This is a genomic window from Flavobacterium sp. DSR3-2 (assembly GCF_049896525.1).
GTDB lineage: Bacteria > Bacteroidota > Bacteroidia > Flavobacteriales > Flavobacteriaceae > Flavobacterium.
Map to the genome: position 1 here is coordinate 103,054 of NZ_JAFCUM010000009.1, position 15,355 is coordinate 118,408.

The 15,355-nt window shown below is 32.8% G+C and carries 11 protein-coding genes and 1 pseudogene; 10 read left to right on the plus strand and 2 right to left on the minus strand.

The genetic code is table 11. The annotated features are described in order from the left end of the window. Positions 1-55: 55 nt before the first annotated feature. From ACP7AV_RS11730 to ACP7AV_RS11740, 3 genes are all read left to right on the plus strand, one after another. The gene (locus ACP7AV_RS11730) at positions 56-1,339 is read left to right on the plus strand and encodes a DUF2157 domain-containing protein (RefSeq protein WP_426092102.1); all 1,284 of its coding nucleotides are present in this window, start codon (positions 56-58) and stop codon (positions 1,337-1,339) included. Continuing rightward, positions 1,329-1,889, plus strand: coding sequence for a GDYXXLXY domain-containing protein (locus ACP7AV_RS11735; protein ID WP_426092103.1), 561 nt, complete (start codon positions 1,329-1,331; stop codon positions 1,887-1,889). The genes ACP7AV_RS11730 and ACP7AV_RS11735 overlap by 11 nt, the downstream gene beginning before the upstream one ends. A 63-nt stretch (positions 1,890-1,952) precedes the next feature. After that, entirely contained in the window at positions 1,953-2,717 is a 765-nt protein-coding gene (locus tag ACP7AV_RS11740; RefSeq protein ID WP_426064759.1) for an NYN domain-containing protein, read from the plus strand. On the opposite strand, the gene ACP7AV_RS11745 is transcribed toward ACP7AV_RS11740, so the two are convergent. Continuing rightward, positions 2,714-5,095: a 7TM diverse intracellular signaling domain-containing protein gene (locus ACP7AV_RS11745; RefSeq protein ID WP_426092104.1), complete on the minus strand. Its 2,382-nt coding sequence runs from the start codon at positions 5,093-5,095 to the stop codon at positions 2,714-2,716. The genes ACP7AV_RS11740 and ACP7AV_RS11745 overlap by 4 nt on opposite strands. Positions 5,096-5,739: 644 nt before the next feature. Between ACP7AV_RS11745 and ACP7AV_RS11750 the strand changes: the two are divergent. From ACP7AV_RS11750 to ACP7AV_RS11775, 6 genes and pseudogenes are all read left to right on the plus strand, one after another. Beyond that, positions 5,740-6,509: pseudogene (locus tag ACP7AV_RS11750) on the plus strand (glutamate synthase-related protein). A 54-nt stretch (positions 6,510-6,563) separates the two neighbouring features. Then, positions 6,564-6,752: a hypothetical protein gene (locus ACP7AV_RS11755; RefSeq protein ID WP_426092105.1), complete on the plus strand. Its 189-nt coding sequence runs from the start codon at positions 6,564-6,566 to the stop codon at positions 6,750-6,752. Positions 6,753-8,317: 1,565 nt separating this feature from the next. After that, complete coding sequence (locus tag ACP7AV_RS11760; protein ID WP_426064755.1) at positions 8,318-8,896, plus strand: non-canonical purine NTP diphosphatase; 579 nt, start codon at positions 8,318-8,320, stop codon at positions 8,894-8,896. 202 nt (positions 8,897-9,098) lie between these two features. Next, on the plus strand, positions 9,099-11,024 hold the full coding sequence (locus ACP7AV_RS11765; protein WP_426064753.1) for a DEAD/DEAH box helicase: 1,926 nt from the start codon (positions 9,099-9,101) through the stop codon (positions 11,022-11,024). An 86-nt stretch (positions 11,025-11,110) separates the two neighbouring features. Next, a complete protein-coding gene (locus tag ACP7AV_RS11770; protein ID WP_426092106.1) occupies positions 11,111-11,878 on the plus strand; it encodes a carboxypeptidase-like regulatory domain-containing protein in 768 nt (255 codons plus the stop codon). 139 nt (positions 11,879-12,017) lie between these two features. After that, on the plus strand, positions 12,018-12,356 hold the full coding sequence (locus tag ACP7AV_RS11775; RefSeq protein ID WP_426092107.1) for a DHCW motif cupin fold protein: 339 nt from the start codon (positions 12,018-12,020) through the stop codon (positions 12,354-12,356). Between the two features lie 271 nt (positions 12,357-12,627). On the opposite strand, the gene ACP7AV_RS11780 is transcribed toward ACP7AV_RS11775, so the two are convergent. Then, entirely contained in the window at positions 12,628-14,091 is a 1,464-nt protein-coding gene (locus ACP7AV_RS11780) for an aminoacyl-histidine dipeptidase (RefSeq protein WP_426092108.1), read from the minus strand. A 109-nt stretch (positions 14,092-14,200) separates the two neighbouring features. Here ACP7AV_RS11780 and ACP7AV_RS11785 point away from each other — a divergent pair, with 109 nt between their 5' ends. Next, positions 14,201-15,262 carry a DUF3810 domain-containing protein gene (locus ACP7AV_RS11785; protein WP_426092109.1) on the plus strand — a complete coding sequence of 354 codons (1,062 nt, stop codon included), beginning with the start codon at positions 14,201-14,203 and terminating at the stop codon, positions 15,260-15,262. Positions 15,263-15,355 lie beyond the last annotated feature (93 nt).

A 15,355-nucleotide genomic window follows, 5' to 3' on the forward strand; every position in this document is an offset into this window, starting at 1 on the left:
AAAAAACGATTCTAATGGTAAACTTTGTATATTTGAATTATATAAAACATAGTTTATGTCTGACAAAATAACAAATGAACTACATGAACTACTAAATGCCAAGGTAGTTAGTGCAGAAACAGCCCAGAGAATACGCGATTACTTCCACCAAAAAAAAAAAGAAAACTACAACAGACTCTTTTCCGTTTTTGGGATTTTGGGAGCCGTACTTGTTGGACTTGGAATTATTCTTGTTTTCGCACATAACTGGGATACTCTTTCTCGACTTACCAGAGTAATACTATCTTTTCTCCCGCTTCTGATTGGCCAGATTTTTTGCGGCTATTCTCTTTTAAAAAAATCCGCAAGTACGGTTTGGAGAGAAACAGCATCCGTTTTTGTATTCTTTGCCATCGGCGCTAGCATTTCATTAGTAGCTCAGGTTTATAATATTCCCGGAGATATTAATTCCTTCATTATTGCTTGGATGCTATTAAGTTTGCCGCTGGTTTATCTGCTGCAATCGGCGATAGTTTCTCTTTTATATACAGCTGGGATTACGTATTATGGCTGTAATGCTAATTATTTTACCTATCCAAGTACGCATTCCTTTTTATACTGGTTGTTACTTTTAGGAATTGCTCCCTATTATTATCAGCTGTTGAAAACCAAAGCTCTAAGCAACTTTACACTTTTTCACAACTGGTTTATTTCCTTATCAATTGTAATTTGCCTCGGTACGATTGCCCATAAAAATGGAAATTTACTGTATTTGAGCTACATGAGTTTATTCACAATTTTTTATTTCATTGGTAAAACGCCATTCTTTGACCAGCAAAAATTAAAAAACAACAGCTTTATGATTGTTGGAAAATTAGGGATACTCTATTTATTGCTGTTATATAGTTTTAAGTGGTTTTGGAATAAATCTTTTTACAAAACGGATTCAATATCAGAAACATTGCTATCAATAGAATTCATAACTGCTTTTGTACTCACAGTACTCGCAGCGTTTTTCTTTTACAAGAAAAACAGTACAACAAATTTTAAGGAAGTCTCTCTTTTTGAACTTTCATTTTTGATGAACATACTTCTTCTCATTACCGGTTACGAGTTTTCATTAGCAGCAAATGCACTCGTATTATTCATTGGTATATTTGAAGTTAAACGAGGCTTAAAACGAAATCATATGGGACTATTGAATTTTGGATTACTCCTTATTACTGTTCTTATTATGTGTCGTTTTTTCGATACTGATTTAAGTTTCGTCCTTCGAGGGATTCTATTTATGACAATTGGTTTAGGATTCTTTTTGACTAATTATTTCATCCTTAAAAAAAGAAACAAAAATGAAAAATAAGAAAATTATATTCCTAATTTTCATCTTGATTGTTATGGCGCAATTATACGTTCCATTCCAAATGATATACAATCAGGAAGATATTATAAAAAGTGGAAAAGAATTTAGATTCCAAACTATTCCAATAGATCCGTACGATCCTTTTAGAGGAAAATACATTACATTATTCTTTAAAGAAAGAGAAATCACTGTACAAAAAAACATTAAATGGCACAGCGGTGAAACTGTTTTTGCAACACTCACTACCGACAAAAATGGGTTTGCCAAAATCAGTTCTATTTCTAAAATCAAACCAAAAAATAACGAATCCTATATTAAATTGAAAATTAGTCTGGGTTATATTAACTCCAAAATACTAATTGATTTTCCTTTCAATCGGTTTTATATGAATGAAGATATTGCGCAAAAAGCGGAGAAAATCTATCAGGAATTCTCTATCAAAAAGAAAAACGAAACTTACGCTTTAGTGGCAGTAAAAAATGGAGAAGCGGTACTGAAGGATGTTCGCATCAATGACGTTTCAATTAAAGATTTGGCTTCCAAAAAATAAAATAAACACAATTCAAAAGAATAATCTGTACCTTTAAGTACGAAAATCAATACTTTTAATAAAATGTCACAAGATACAAAAGAATTAAAATTAGCCGTTCTCATTGATGCTGACAATGTTCCGTACAGCAATGTAAAAGGAATGATGGAAGAAATTGCTAAATTTGGAACACCCACCACCAAACGTATTTATGCCGATTGGACTAAACCAAATGCAGGTGGCTGGAAAAGTGTATTATTGGAACATGCCATTACTCCTATTCAACAATACAGTTATACGGTTGGAAAAAACTCTTCGGATTCAGCGATGATTATTGATGCTATGGATTTATTGTATTCCGATAAAGTGGATGGTTTTTGTATCGTATCCAGTGATTCTGATTTTACACGTTTAGCCATCCGATTGAGAGAATCCGGAATGAAAGTCATTGGAATTGGCGAACAAAAAACGCCAAACTCATTCATTGTAGCCTGTGACCGGTTCATTTATATCGAAGTTTTGGATGGCGCCATTAAAAAGAAATTACCAAAAAGAACCGCAACCGATACTAAAAAAGCTACGCCAAAAAGCTTAAATAAAGTCGATTTGCATACCATAGAATTAATAGAGTCAACCATAGAAGATATTGCTGACGATAGCGGTTGGGCGTTTCTAGGTGATGTGGGAAACCTAATTGTAAAGAAAAAACCGGAATTTGACCCAAGAAATTATGGCTTTTCAAAATTAACTCCCATGCTAAAATCATTGACTGACATACTCGAAATCGACGAAAGAGACTCTGATAAAAAAGGAATCAAACACGTTTATGTAAGACTGCGTTTCAGTTAAACTAATTTTTTAACTGCCTCATATAAAGTTTCTTTCTTTAGTGGTTTCGACAAATAATCATTCATTCCTATTTCCTTTACACGATCTTTTGTGGTTTCCATTACATCGGCGGTAACTGCAATGATAGGAATATTGCTATTGTGCGCTCCAGCTTCGCCATTTCTGATAGCGATTGTTGCCTCATAACCATCCATGATTGGCATTTGTAGATCCATTAATACAATATCAAATTGATTTGTTTTAAATGCATCTAATGCTTCCTGACCATTATTAGCATAAACCACCTTAGTATCCAACCATTTTTTTGTAATCATTTTTATCACCATCTGGTTAATGGGATTATCTTCGACCACTAAAATGGATTTTCCTGCCAAATCATCTAAAGCAACTTTAGCGGGAGCCTCTAGCTTTCTTTGCTGTGCTGATATGGCAAAATCAATTGTAATAACGACAGTCGTTCCTTCGTTTACTTTACTTTCCATTTTGATGGTTCCGTTTTGCATATCGACTAAAGTTTTCACGATATAAAGTCCTAAACCAAGTCCGCCAAATTTTCGTTTATTATCAATAATATTTTGAGAAAAAGAGTCAAAAATACTTTCCATTTTATCTTTTGAAATGCCAACACCGGAATCCGAAACAGTCAAAATCAAACTGGCTATATTTCCCTCTTTCAATTGGCAATCAACATGAAATTTGACAAATCCTGTCGCTGTAAATTTGATGGCATTATTCAGCACATTATTTACAACTTGAACCAATCGGTTAACATCCCCGATCACTAAATCAGGAAAAGTACCTGACTTTGAAAACTGAAAAACTAATCCTTTATCTTCGGCTCTATTGATGGCATTATTCTTTAAATTTCCCAAAACCTGTACTAGATCAAATGGGTTCTTTTCAAGCTTTAATTCTCCTTTCTCGATTTTAGAAAAGTCTAATATATCATTCACAGAACTTAATAAACTATGAGAAGAGTACTTTATAATTTGGCAATTTTTTTTGATTACATCATCCTGAACTTCACTAGAAATAGAATCAATTAAATTTATAATTGCATTCAGCGGCGTTCGCAATTCATGACTGATATTCGATAAGAAATAGGATTTTAAATCATTCATTTCTTCGGAGCGAATCAAAGCAAGGCGATTGAGCTCGTTTTTTTCATTTTTCAAATTCCGTATCAAATTTGCCATCGAAAGTGAAAGAAAAATAACCTCTAATCCAGTCCCTAATTTTGAACTGTTTTGATTGAAAAAATTATTAGGTAATAATCCGAAATTATATAAAATAAAAATACCGAATCCGATAATCAGAAATGAAATACCAGCTGTAAAAAAAGGATCTATGTACTTTTTTTTACAATATAAATATATTATTGAGCAAACAATCAAAATTAAAAACACAAGCGTAAGAACATTAACTAAAACATACGAAAATAATAAAGTTGAGGGAATAAAAATGATGCATAATAATAATAAAAACAATAATACGTAAGCGATATTAAACAGAATATAAATTTTCTTGCTATTTTTTTTAATCTTTAAAAATAATTCACTGTATTTACCCGAAAAAAAGACGGCAATTATCGCCATAAATAAGACAGTATGATTTGAAAACCATCCTGCATTTGGTGTGACATACTTGTAGAAAAAACCATCTAACGCGAATTGTAGTAATCCAACAAATAAAACGTATAAACTGTAGTATAAAAATATTTTTTCATTTAAAGCAAAAAAGAAGAAAAAATAGATAATAGCTGCGATAGACAAAATGCCGTAAAAAATTCCAAAAAATAATTGTTCATTTGAAATCATTTGTATGAACCTTTCCGACGAATAAAGCATCATGGGAATTTTTATTACCTCACCGTCACTCTTCAAATGCATATATAATTGCAAACTGGATTTTGGTGCTATTTCAATCTTAAAAATAGTTTTTCGATTATCGAAACTACGTTCGGAATATGCCAAATTATCCCCACTAATCTTGGTAGTTATTTTTCCTGAGGCTACATCAACAATATATAATTCTACTAAATCTGTTATGGGACGTGCCGTTTCCAGATAATAATTTAATTTTGAATTTGTAAGATTTTTTATTTTTGTTTTTGACCAAAAATTATTTTGAGTAAAACCTAAATCATCATTTTCACTGATAAGTTTTGTGGGATTCAGGGTGTCATAATTGGCAACAACATATTTGATATCCAAACTTCTTTTCCCTACATCTGCAATTGTGGTGTGATTATGCAAAGAGATTTCTTTAGGAATTGTATCACCGCTAAAGACATATTGAGAATAGGTGTTTGAAAAAAACAAGGTGAAAAATAATAATTTCAAAATAGCACAAATCTGTTTATTGGTTTTTTGACTCATGTTTAATAAATTATGATTAAGCAACATATGTACGCAACGTAAGAAACTTTAGTTTTCCAACTACGCTTAAATTTTACATTTGTTTTGTGAAATAAAGCAATTTCTGTCAAATAACAGAATTAAAAGTCCAAAATATTTAAAATTCTTATTATTGTCGGGGCTGAAAAAACTTTACAATAAGTCAAAAAATTATATTTTTAGTAATATTCGTACTTATGAGTAAACCTGTCATTTATTATTATTTTAATATTGGATTGCTATTCATGGCTGCATTGATTGTATATTCTCAGTAAGTTTTACAAATGCTTCACGATACAAACATTGCATTTTAAGAAATTTTGCTGTTTTGGGTTATTTCAGATATATTCGAAATGATAGCTCCTGCGATTCAGCGATATTTTTCAGAACGTTGCACGAACGGAAAACCATTTTCAAGAAATGAATGTTCGCTCACGTATCAAAGAGCTAAAAATATTGATTCGAAGACATCGTTTGGGACACAAATGAATTAAAACCAGTCTATGTAGGAAGGAAATAAACATTCTATTTTCCCAACAGCAGACAATTAAGAGCTTCTGCGGGTTTCAATTGGCGCGCCTGATTGAACACAACAGTATTAACCTTGCTGATTAAACATTTCAGCAATGAGTTTTGATTCTTTAAGCAAAAATGCAATAGTGAAACTGAACCAAGGAGCCCAAAAAGAAAAATTACATCACAATACCGGCAAAGGTGGTTTAATCCAATACCATCAACACATGGCGACGTATTCTGGCAAATGGGTACTGGTTGTTTTGGCTGCCGAGATAATATAGGTGGACTCGATGGCATTAATTTTGCTGAAAAAGCAAATTTGCCAGAAGTAAAAATGAGTTTAATTAAATTACCGAAGCGAGCAAAATCAGGTCACGATGGTGTTTTGCCTGTAGCAAAAAACACATTTCAAATTGCTAAAATAAGAGGTCTTTTATTAAATATAACAATACTTTCTTCTCCTAGTCCTTCTACTTTTGAAGATATAATAGCTTTAATTGCTTTAATAGCAAAATTACGCCAGCTGTCTAATGGCAAACCAATTGGCTTTAAATTATGCATTGAAGATACCCGAGAATTTGAACTAGTATGCCACGAAATGATTACCCAAAACTGCTTTCCTGATTTCATTACCGTTGATGGTGCCGAGGCAGGAATTATTACTGGATCATTAAAATTTGCAGATGGTGCAGGAATGCCATTTGAGTCATTACATATTTTTGTCAACAAAGCTTTAGTTAGTTTTAGAATTAAAGAAAAAATCCGAATCATTTCCATTGGTAAACTTATATTTGGATATTCCATACGGAGAGCAAGAGCAATTGGCGCTGACATTTGCAATAGTGCGCGCCGATGTATATTATTGTTGGGATGTATCTAAGCGTTAGGATGAAACAATAACCAATGTCCAACAAGAGTTGCAACACAAGACTAAATGAGGATAAAAGGATTAGTGGTTACAGATAAGACAGAACGCGTTTTTAATTTTAATAAAAACACTTTATACTCCGCTGACGTGATCCTTCCTGCAGCAAGTAAAAAAAGCTTTGCTGGAGTTGACATCAATATTTTTGTTCACGGTGCTGAATTAGTTCATTTATCCGATTTATATTTTTCGAAATAATTTAAAAAGTGTAATCAAGAATCAAAGTAAAATACGCTTGAATTAAAAGGAGGGCCTTTATAGCCCTCCAGTTGTTGATTCTGATTTACCATTATCAACTCATACTGTTACAAGTATAGATGATTATTGAATTATCAAATCCTATTGTAAGATGGATATACTCAAGTAATGAATCAAAACCACATTTAAATTTAAGATTTAATGAATTAACAAGTACTAATAATCAATACTTTAACCTCAAATTAACAGGTAGTTTTAGTATTCACGATTATGAAACAATACTAATATGATTGTTAATAATAAAAAAGGAGGACTCGTAAAGTCCTCCAATTATTGATTCTGATTTACCAATACTAACTCATACCGTTACTGATAGAGTCAATTATAAGTTGTCAATCTCATTATAAAAGTAACAACTTAATCAATTAATCAAAACCACAATCAAAGATACAATTATTTTATTGCAATAAATTCATTGTCAGTATTTTAACTATAATTTAAAATTTTAAAAGCATTATTTCATTTATATAATTCATATTTGAAAGGGAATTTTATCATATAGTTTTTTAAAATTTAAAATGAGATCTTAACAAACTGCAAAATTATTTATTGGAGAAAGAGCAAAAAAAGGAGGCCGTTTTAAAGGGCCTCCAAATATGAACTTTGGTGTGTTGTTATCAGATTGAATCTTTCGATGCTACTAACTAATAAATATTCTTCTCTTTGCAGATGGACATATTCAACAAAAAACCAAAACCATATTCAAATATACAACAGTTTTTGAATTAAAAACCCTTGATAAAGACTTTAACATGTATTTAACGTGCTGTTTGCCAATACAATAACAACAATTCTAAACAGTTTATTTAAATCCCAACATTACGAATAAATAAGTGAATGCATTTTCAACAATTGAAAAATTTTAAAAATCATTTTTTTGTTTTACAAATAGGCACAAAAAAAGGAGGCCTTTTTAAAGTGCCTCCAAATATGGACTTTGGTTTGTTGTTATCAGATTGAATCTTTCGATGCTACTAACTATTAAATACTCTTCTCTTTGCAGATGGATATATTCAACAAAAAACCAAAACCACAATCAAATATACAACAGTTTTAAACATAAAAAACACTTAATTAATACTTTAACATGTTTTTAACTTATTGATTTGCATACTATTACTAACATATTATCGCTGTATTTTAGAGTATAAAATTGCTGATGAAAATATTCCAAAAAAAAGGAGGCCTTGTGAAAGACCTCCAATTGTTAATTTTGATTTACCATTATCAACTCTACCGTTCAGTACAATTGACTATCTGAATATTATCACTATTGCTGGTGAATTATACAAGTGACCAATCAAAACTACATTCAAATATACGTTAAAATTTTATTTAAAATATTGATAAATATTACTTTAACTAAATATTAAGATGGTAATTTAAATCGATATTAAAAATGCTTAAATCTTTATATCCAGCCAATAAATATTTGTAATAAAAAATCAATCATTTCAATTCTTAAATAAGTAGAAAATGTATATTTGAAGATTAAAACTAAAAAAATGCAATTCGTATTCGCCTCAAATAACAAAAATAAAATCTTGGAATTACAAAGCATGCTTCCTGAAACTATTACCATTTTAAGTTTAGAGAGCATTGGTTGTTTTGAAGACATTCCAGAAACCGCAGACACTATTGAAGGGAATGCAATTCAAAAAGCAAATTATGTCACTGAAAAATTCGGGTATGATTGCTTTGCTGATGATACTGGACTGGAAGTAGACGCTTTAAATGGCGATCCGGGCGTTTTCTCCGCACGCTACGCTGGCGAACAACGCAATGCAGATGATAATATGAATAAACTATTAGAAGTCTTAGCAGTTCAAAATGAAAGGAAAGCACAATTTAAAACTGTTATCGCATTAAATTTAAACGGCAAACAATATCTTTTTACAGGAATTGCAAAAGGTGAGATTACTTTAAAAAAAATTGGTAATCAAGGTTTTGGTTACGATCCCATTTTTCAACCGGAAGGATTTCCTCAAACATTTGCCCAATTATCCTTGGACGTAAAAAATAAAATAAGTCACAGAGGAAAGGCGACTCAGCAATTAATTAATTTTTTGAAAGAAATCGAATAAGTTATGATTACAACATTTTTACAACACAATATTAAATTCAAAGTCATGATTTTATACTCAATAGCCTAAATCGAAACCTCAAATTTGTAAATAAAAATATAACTTTCTGATAATCAAATTATAATAAATCATCAAATCTTAAAATAGCATTAGTTTATATGGATTATAAACAGTAATTTTGCACCCTATTTTAAAAATACATATGAATAAATTTGAACAATTAGGATTGAGTGAATCGTTACTGAAGGCGATTTTAGATCTAGGATTTGAAAATCCGACCGAAGTACAGGAGAAAGCGATTCCCCTATTATTGGAAAAAGACACAGATATGGTTGCGTTGGCTCAGACAGGGACAGGGAAAACGGCAGCTTTTGGTTTTCCAGTTATTCAGAAAATTGATGCCAACAACAGAAACACACAAGCATTAATTTTATCTCCAACCCGCGAATTGTGTTTGCAGATTACCAACGAAATTAAAAACTACTCTAAATACGAAAAAGGTATTAATGTGGTAGCAGTTTACGGTGGAGCTAGCATAACAGAACAAGCGAGAGACATAAAGAGAGGTGCGCAGATTATTGTGGCAACTCCAGGAAGAATGCAAGACATGATTAATAGAGGTTTAGTAAACATCTCTCAAATCAACTATTGTATCCTTGACGAAGCTGACGAAATGTTGAACATGGGTTTTTATGAAGATATCGTAAACATCCTTTCGACTACGCCAGACGAAAAAAATACATGGTTATTCTCTGCAACAATGCCTGCTGAAGTAGCACGTATTGGAAAACAATTCATGAAAGATCCAATTGAAATTACAGTTGGAACTAAAAACTCGGGTTCAGCTACAGTTTCACACGAATTTTACCTTGTTAATGCTCGTGACCGTTACGAAGCTTTAAAACGTTTAGCCGATTCTAATCCAGACATTTTCTCAGTAGTTTTTTGTCGTACCAAAAGAGATACGCAAGCTGTTGCTGAAAAATTGATTGAAGACGGATACAGCGCTGCTGCTTTGCACGGAGATTTATCTCAAGCGCAACGTGATGGGGTAATGAAATCTTTCCGCGGAAGACAAATTCAGATGCTTGTAGCGACTGATGTTGCTGCACGTGGAATTGATGTTGACAATATTACTCACGTAGTAAATTATCAATTACCTGACGAAATAGAAACGTACAATCACCGTTCTGGTCGTACTGGTCGTGCTGGTAAATTAGGAACTTCTATCGTAATTGTAACTAAAAGTGAATTGCGAAAGATTTCTTCAATTGAAAGAATCATCAAACAAAAATTTGAAGAGAAAACAATTCCTTCTGGAATTGAAATCTGTGAAATCCAATTGTTACACTTAGCAACGAAGATTAAGGATACTGAAGTTGATCATGAAATTGACACTTACCTTCCTGCAATCAATAGTGTACTTGAGGGTTTATCTAAAGAAGAACTTATTAAGAAAATGGTGTCGGTTGAATTCAATCGTTTTATCAATTATTATAAGAAAACTAGAGATATTTCTAATCAAGCATCAGGTTCTGAAAGACGTGATCATGATGACAGAGACGGTGCTCCACGAGAAAATAACAATAGTGGTGCAACAAGATATTTTGTGAACATAGGTTCTAGAGATAACTTTGATTGGATGTCATTAAAAGATTATTTGAAAGAAACATTGGACTTAGGTCGTGATGACGTTTTCAAAGTAGATGTAAAAGAAGGTTTTTCTTTCTTTAACACAGATCCCGAACATACTGATAAAGTAATGGAAATATTGAATAACGTGCAATTAGAAGGACGTAGAATCAATGTTGAAATTTCTAAAAACGATGGTGGCGGAAGACGTGACCATAATGGAAGAAGTTCAGGTGGAAGTTTTGGTGGCGGAAGAAGTTCAGCTCCAAGAAGAGAAGGAAGTTTTGCCCCAAGAAGAGAAGGTTCAGGCGGATTTAGAAGCGATAGAAATTCGGCTCCTAGAGAAGGTGGATTTGGCGGAAGAAGTGATGCTCCAAGAAGAGAAGGTGGTTTTTCATCTGACAGACCTAGAACTGAAGGTTCATCTGACAGAGCACCGAGACGATCTGAAAGCTTTGGTGATTCACCAAGACCAAGAAGACCAAGAAGAGACTAACAGGTATTGTTAATTTTCTTATAATTATACTGGAACTACAAAATATTTAATCCTGTTTTATTACTTTTAAAGTCTTAAATCAGTTTATGAAATATTTTGTAGTTTTCTTTTTTTTAGTAATATCTGTAACAGCGTTTGCGCAAGTTAAAGAACCTTCACAAAAAGTTGATGGTATCATCATCAGTAATTCAACCAGACAACCCCTATCCAGCGTAAATATTATTAATATCAACAAAGTAAGAGGTGCTACAACTGATGCAGGAGGATTTTTTGAGATAGATGTTCAATTAAACGACACCTTGCACATTACAAGTCTGGGTTTTCAATCTCTTCGTGTTAGGGTCACCAATGACTGGATCAAAAATAAAAGCACCAAAATACAACTTACTGAAAGAGCGATCGCACTTGAAGAAGTGGTAATACGCCCTTTTAATCTGACCGGTTATCTTGAAGTAGACACCAAAATTATTCCTATAAAAGAAAACTATCGGTACAGTATTTCCGGATTGACTCAGGGATATGAAGCTGGCGAATATTCTCCAAATGCGTTTGGAAAAGTTCTTGGTTCTATCTTTAATCCAGCAGATATGCTATATAATTTCTTTGGTAACAATCCAAAAGAGCTCAAAAAACTCAAAGAAATGAAGAAAGATGATACGGTACGTAATCTTTTGGAATCAAAATTTGACAGAGAAACTATAGCCGTACTTTTAGGTATTGATAAAAATGAAATCCCTGAGATTTTACAACGTTGCAACTATTCGGAATCGTTTATAAAAACGGCGAACGACCTACAAATTATGGACGCCATTAGTGGTTGTTATGAGGAATACAAAGTTCTAAAGAAAAAATAAAAATTGTTATTGAATTAAAGTTTAGACTTTTATAATAAATTAGATTATTCCTCAATTCTGAAAAAATTGGGGACTTTTATTTTAAAGTCATTACATTCAAGTTCTATTCAAAATTTAAATAATCAAAAAAGTAAAATAAATGTCCAATATACCTTTCCAAACTATTGATTGGGATTCAATAGAAAAAACTGAACATATCGGGACAACAGGAATAGCGCATTGGCAAACAATACAATTAGGCGGACTTAGAATTCGTAAAGTAAGGTATTCCAAAGATTATCTGGCAAATCACTGGTGTCAAAAAGGACATGTTGTTCATTGTCTTGAAGGAGATTTTATTAGTGAATTAAAATCGGGAGAACAAGTTCTGCTTTCTAAAGGAATGACCTACGTAGTTTCTGATGATGCTAGTTCGCATCGCTCTATGTCTGCTAATGGTGTAGCATTAGTAATTATCGATGGGGATTTTTTAAAATAATATTTAAGACAAATCAAAAATATTATATACATTTACCTGAATCAACAATTAAAAACAAAACCTAAATTCCTATATCATGGCAAAAAGTCAAGACGCAAAGAAAACCGCGAAGAAAGAGCCCTTAAAAACGGCTAAAGAAAAGAAAGAAGAAAAAAGAGACAAGAAAAACAGTCCTAAAAGAGATTAAAATTAGTGTTCAGCATTCAGTTTATAGTGTTCAGTTTCGTTTGTTACTGAACACTATTTTTTTTTAAATGCTGAACACTGAATATTATTTCACCGGAATATTAGCTAAAATTTCCAATAGAAATTTCCAAAATTTCTGAGAAGAAGAAATACTCGCTCTTTCATCAGGAGAATGCGCACCATGAATCGTTGGTCCAAAAGAAATCATATCCATATCCGGATAATTAGTTCCTAGAATCCCACATTCTAATCCTGCGTGACACGCCACCACTTTTGGTTTTTCCCCGTTTTGTTTTTCGTAAATCGGAACTAAAACATCTAAAATCTCTGATTCTGAATTTGGTGTCCAACCTGGATATGCACCTGAAAATTCTACTTCACAGCCCATTAATTCAAAAGCGGAACGCAACGCATTAGCCAAATCAAATTTAGATGTTTCGACAGAAGAACGCGTTAAACACTGTACTGAAAGTTGACCATCTCCAACAACCACTTTGGCGATGTTATTTGATGTTTCTACTAAATCGTCAAAATCAGCACTCATTCTATACACTCCGTTGTGAGCAGTATACATGGATCTCACAAAGTAAAACTGAGCAATTGTTGGCATTACTTTAGTAGGAGCTGCAACCATTTTTTCAAAAACAACTTCAAAATTTGGTTCCGTTGCTTTAAACTCCGTTTTGATTTCGTTAACAATTTGCTGCATGTCAAAAACAAAAGCTTCATCATACACTTCGGCAATAATTACTTTTGCCTGACTTTCACGAGGAATTGCATTGCGTAAACTGCCTCCTTTTATTTCAGCAATTTGCAAACCAAAATTATCAAAACCATCAAATAACAATCGATTCATGATTTTATTGGCATTACCCAAACCTTTGTGAATATCCATTCCTGAATGTCCACCTTTCAATCCTTTCACAGTAATTGTATATCCTACAGAACCTTCCGGAGTTTCCTCTTCATCATACTCAGCAGTAGCTGTCACATCGATTCCTCCGGCACAACCAATGTCAATTTCATCATCTTCTTCTGTATCTAAATTCAGCAGAATTTGACCTTGCAGAATACCTCCTTTTAAATTCAAAGCTCCTGTCATTCCAGTTTCTTCATCAATGGTAAACAAAGCTTCTATTGCAGGATGCGGAATATCAGTGCTTTCTAAAATTGCCATGATAGCCGCAACTCCAAGACCATTATCAGCACCAAGAGTTGTTCCGCGAGCACGAACCCAATCCCCATCAATATACATGTCAATTCCTTGTATATCAAAATCAAAAACAGTATCCGAATTTTTTTGGTGCACCATATCCAAATGTCCTTGAAGTACTATTGCTTTTCGGTTTTCCATTCCTGCAGTAGCTGGTTTTCGAATGATTACGTTGCGAATTTCATCTTCGAAAGTTTCCAATCCTAGGCTTTCGCCAAAGTTTTTCATGAACGCGATCACACGCTCTTCTTTTTTAGAAGGACGAGGCACTGCATTCAAATCGGCAAACTTATTCCAAAGTGCTTTTGGTTCCAGATTTCTTATTTCTTGGCTCATTTAATTTTGTTTGAGGTTTTACATTTACAAGTACCAAAGTTACAAAGTTTAAATTCCCTATGGTAGTAATTGATATTGTAATTATATTTACATTACCAAATTTCAAACATTGAAAACTAAATATTTCCTTTCCATCTTTCTATTTATTCAAATACTGCTTTTGCAAATTATTCCCTTTTACCCCGCACAGATAGAAGAATGGTACAGCAATGGTTTCTATCCGATACTTTCGTTGTTTTCAAGAACTATTTGGGGTGAAATTCCTTTTTCTGTCGGTGACTGTCTTTATTTCCTTGTTACTCTATTGATTTTTAAATGGTTTTGGAACCAACGAAAAACATGGAAATCCGAATGGAAAAACACTTTATTTAGCATCTTGAGTTTTGTTTCAGTTTTTTACTTTTTGTTTCATGTTCTTTGGGCGTTGAACTATTACCGTGAACCACTTTTTGAAAAAATGGAAATTCAAAAAGATTATTCGGATGAGGATTTGTTGGCTTTCACCAAAAAAATAATTGCCAAAACCAATGCTATTCAAAACCAACTCACAAAAAACGACAGCTTGAAAGTGGAATTTCCCTACTCCCAAGAACAGGTTTTTGAAATGAGTCTGAATGGATACAAAAACTTATCCGCGGAATATCCTTATTTTTCCTATTCCAAATTGAGCACCAAGAAATCACTGATTAGTTTGCCGTTGACTTATATGGGTTTTGGAGGCTATTTGAATCCGTTTACTAATGAAGCACAGGTTAATTATTTGGGTCCAATGTATAGTTTCCCGATGACTACAAATCATGAGATGGCACACCAAATGGGCTACGCCAGCGAAAGTGAATGCAACTTTATCGGCTTTTTAGCATCTGTAAAAAATGATAATCTGTACATTCAGTATTCGGGCTACAGCATGGCTTTACGCTATTGTTTAGGTAATTGGCAAGCCCGAGACGAAACGATTTACAAACAATTATTAAAAACTGTCCATCCCGGAATTTTGAAAAACTACAAAGAAAGTGAGCATTTCTGGAAGCAATACGACACAATTGTCGATAAGGGTTTTCATGCTTTTTACGACCAATTCCTTAAAGTGAACCAGCAAAAAGACGGCATGGAAGGCTACAGCAAATTTGTGAATTTGATGGTGAATTATTACAAGGGAAAAGAGTTTTAGTCTTAAAGTTTGAAAGTCAAATGTCTAAAAGTAAATTGAACATCCTTCTAATACTAATTTTTGAGACAGATTTAAATATTTAAAAAGAGATAA

Coding starts and splice junctions, on each gene's coding strand:
- ACP7AV_RS11760 (WP_426064755.1), top strand. CDS start 8,318: ATGCAATTCGTATTCGCCTCAAATAACAAAAATAAAATCTTGGAATTA.
- ACP7AV_RS11780 (WP_426092108.1), bottom strand. CDS start 14,091: ATGAGCCAAGAAATAAGAAATCTGGAACCAAAAGCACTTTGGAATAAG.
- ACP7AV_RS11770 (WP_426092106.1), top strand. CDS start 11,111: ATGAAATATTTTGTAGTTTTCTTTTTTTTAGTAATATCTGTAACAGCG.
- ACP7AV_RS11775 (WP_426092107.1), top strand. CDS start 12,018: ATGTCCAATATACCTTTCCAAACTATTGATTGGGATTCAATAGAAAAA.
- ACP7AV_RS11740 (WP_426064759.1), top strand. CDS start 1,953: ATGTCACAAGATACAAAAGAATTAAAATTAGCCGTTCTCATTGATGCT.
- ACP7AV_RS11730 (WP_426092102.1), top strand. CDS start 56: ATGTCTGACAAAATAACAAATGAACTACATGAACTACTAAATGCCAAG.
- ACP7AV_RS11765 (WP_426064753.1), top strand. CDS start 9,099: ATGAATAAATTTGAACAATTAGGATTGAGTGAATCGTTACTGAAGGCG.
- ACP7AV_RS11735 (WP_426092103.1), top strand. CDS start 1,329: ATGAAAAATAAGAAAATTATATTCCTAATTTTCATCTTGATTGTTATG.
- ACP7AV_RS11755 (WP_426092105.1), top strand. CDS start 6,564: ATGAGGATAAAAGGATTAGTGGTTACAGATAAGACAGAACGCGTTTTT.
- ACP7AV_RS11745 (WP_426092104.1), bottom strand. CDS start 5,095: ATGAGTCAAAAAACCAATAAACAGATTTGTGCTATTTTGAAATTATTA.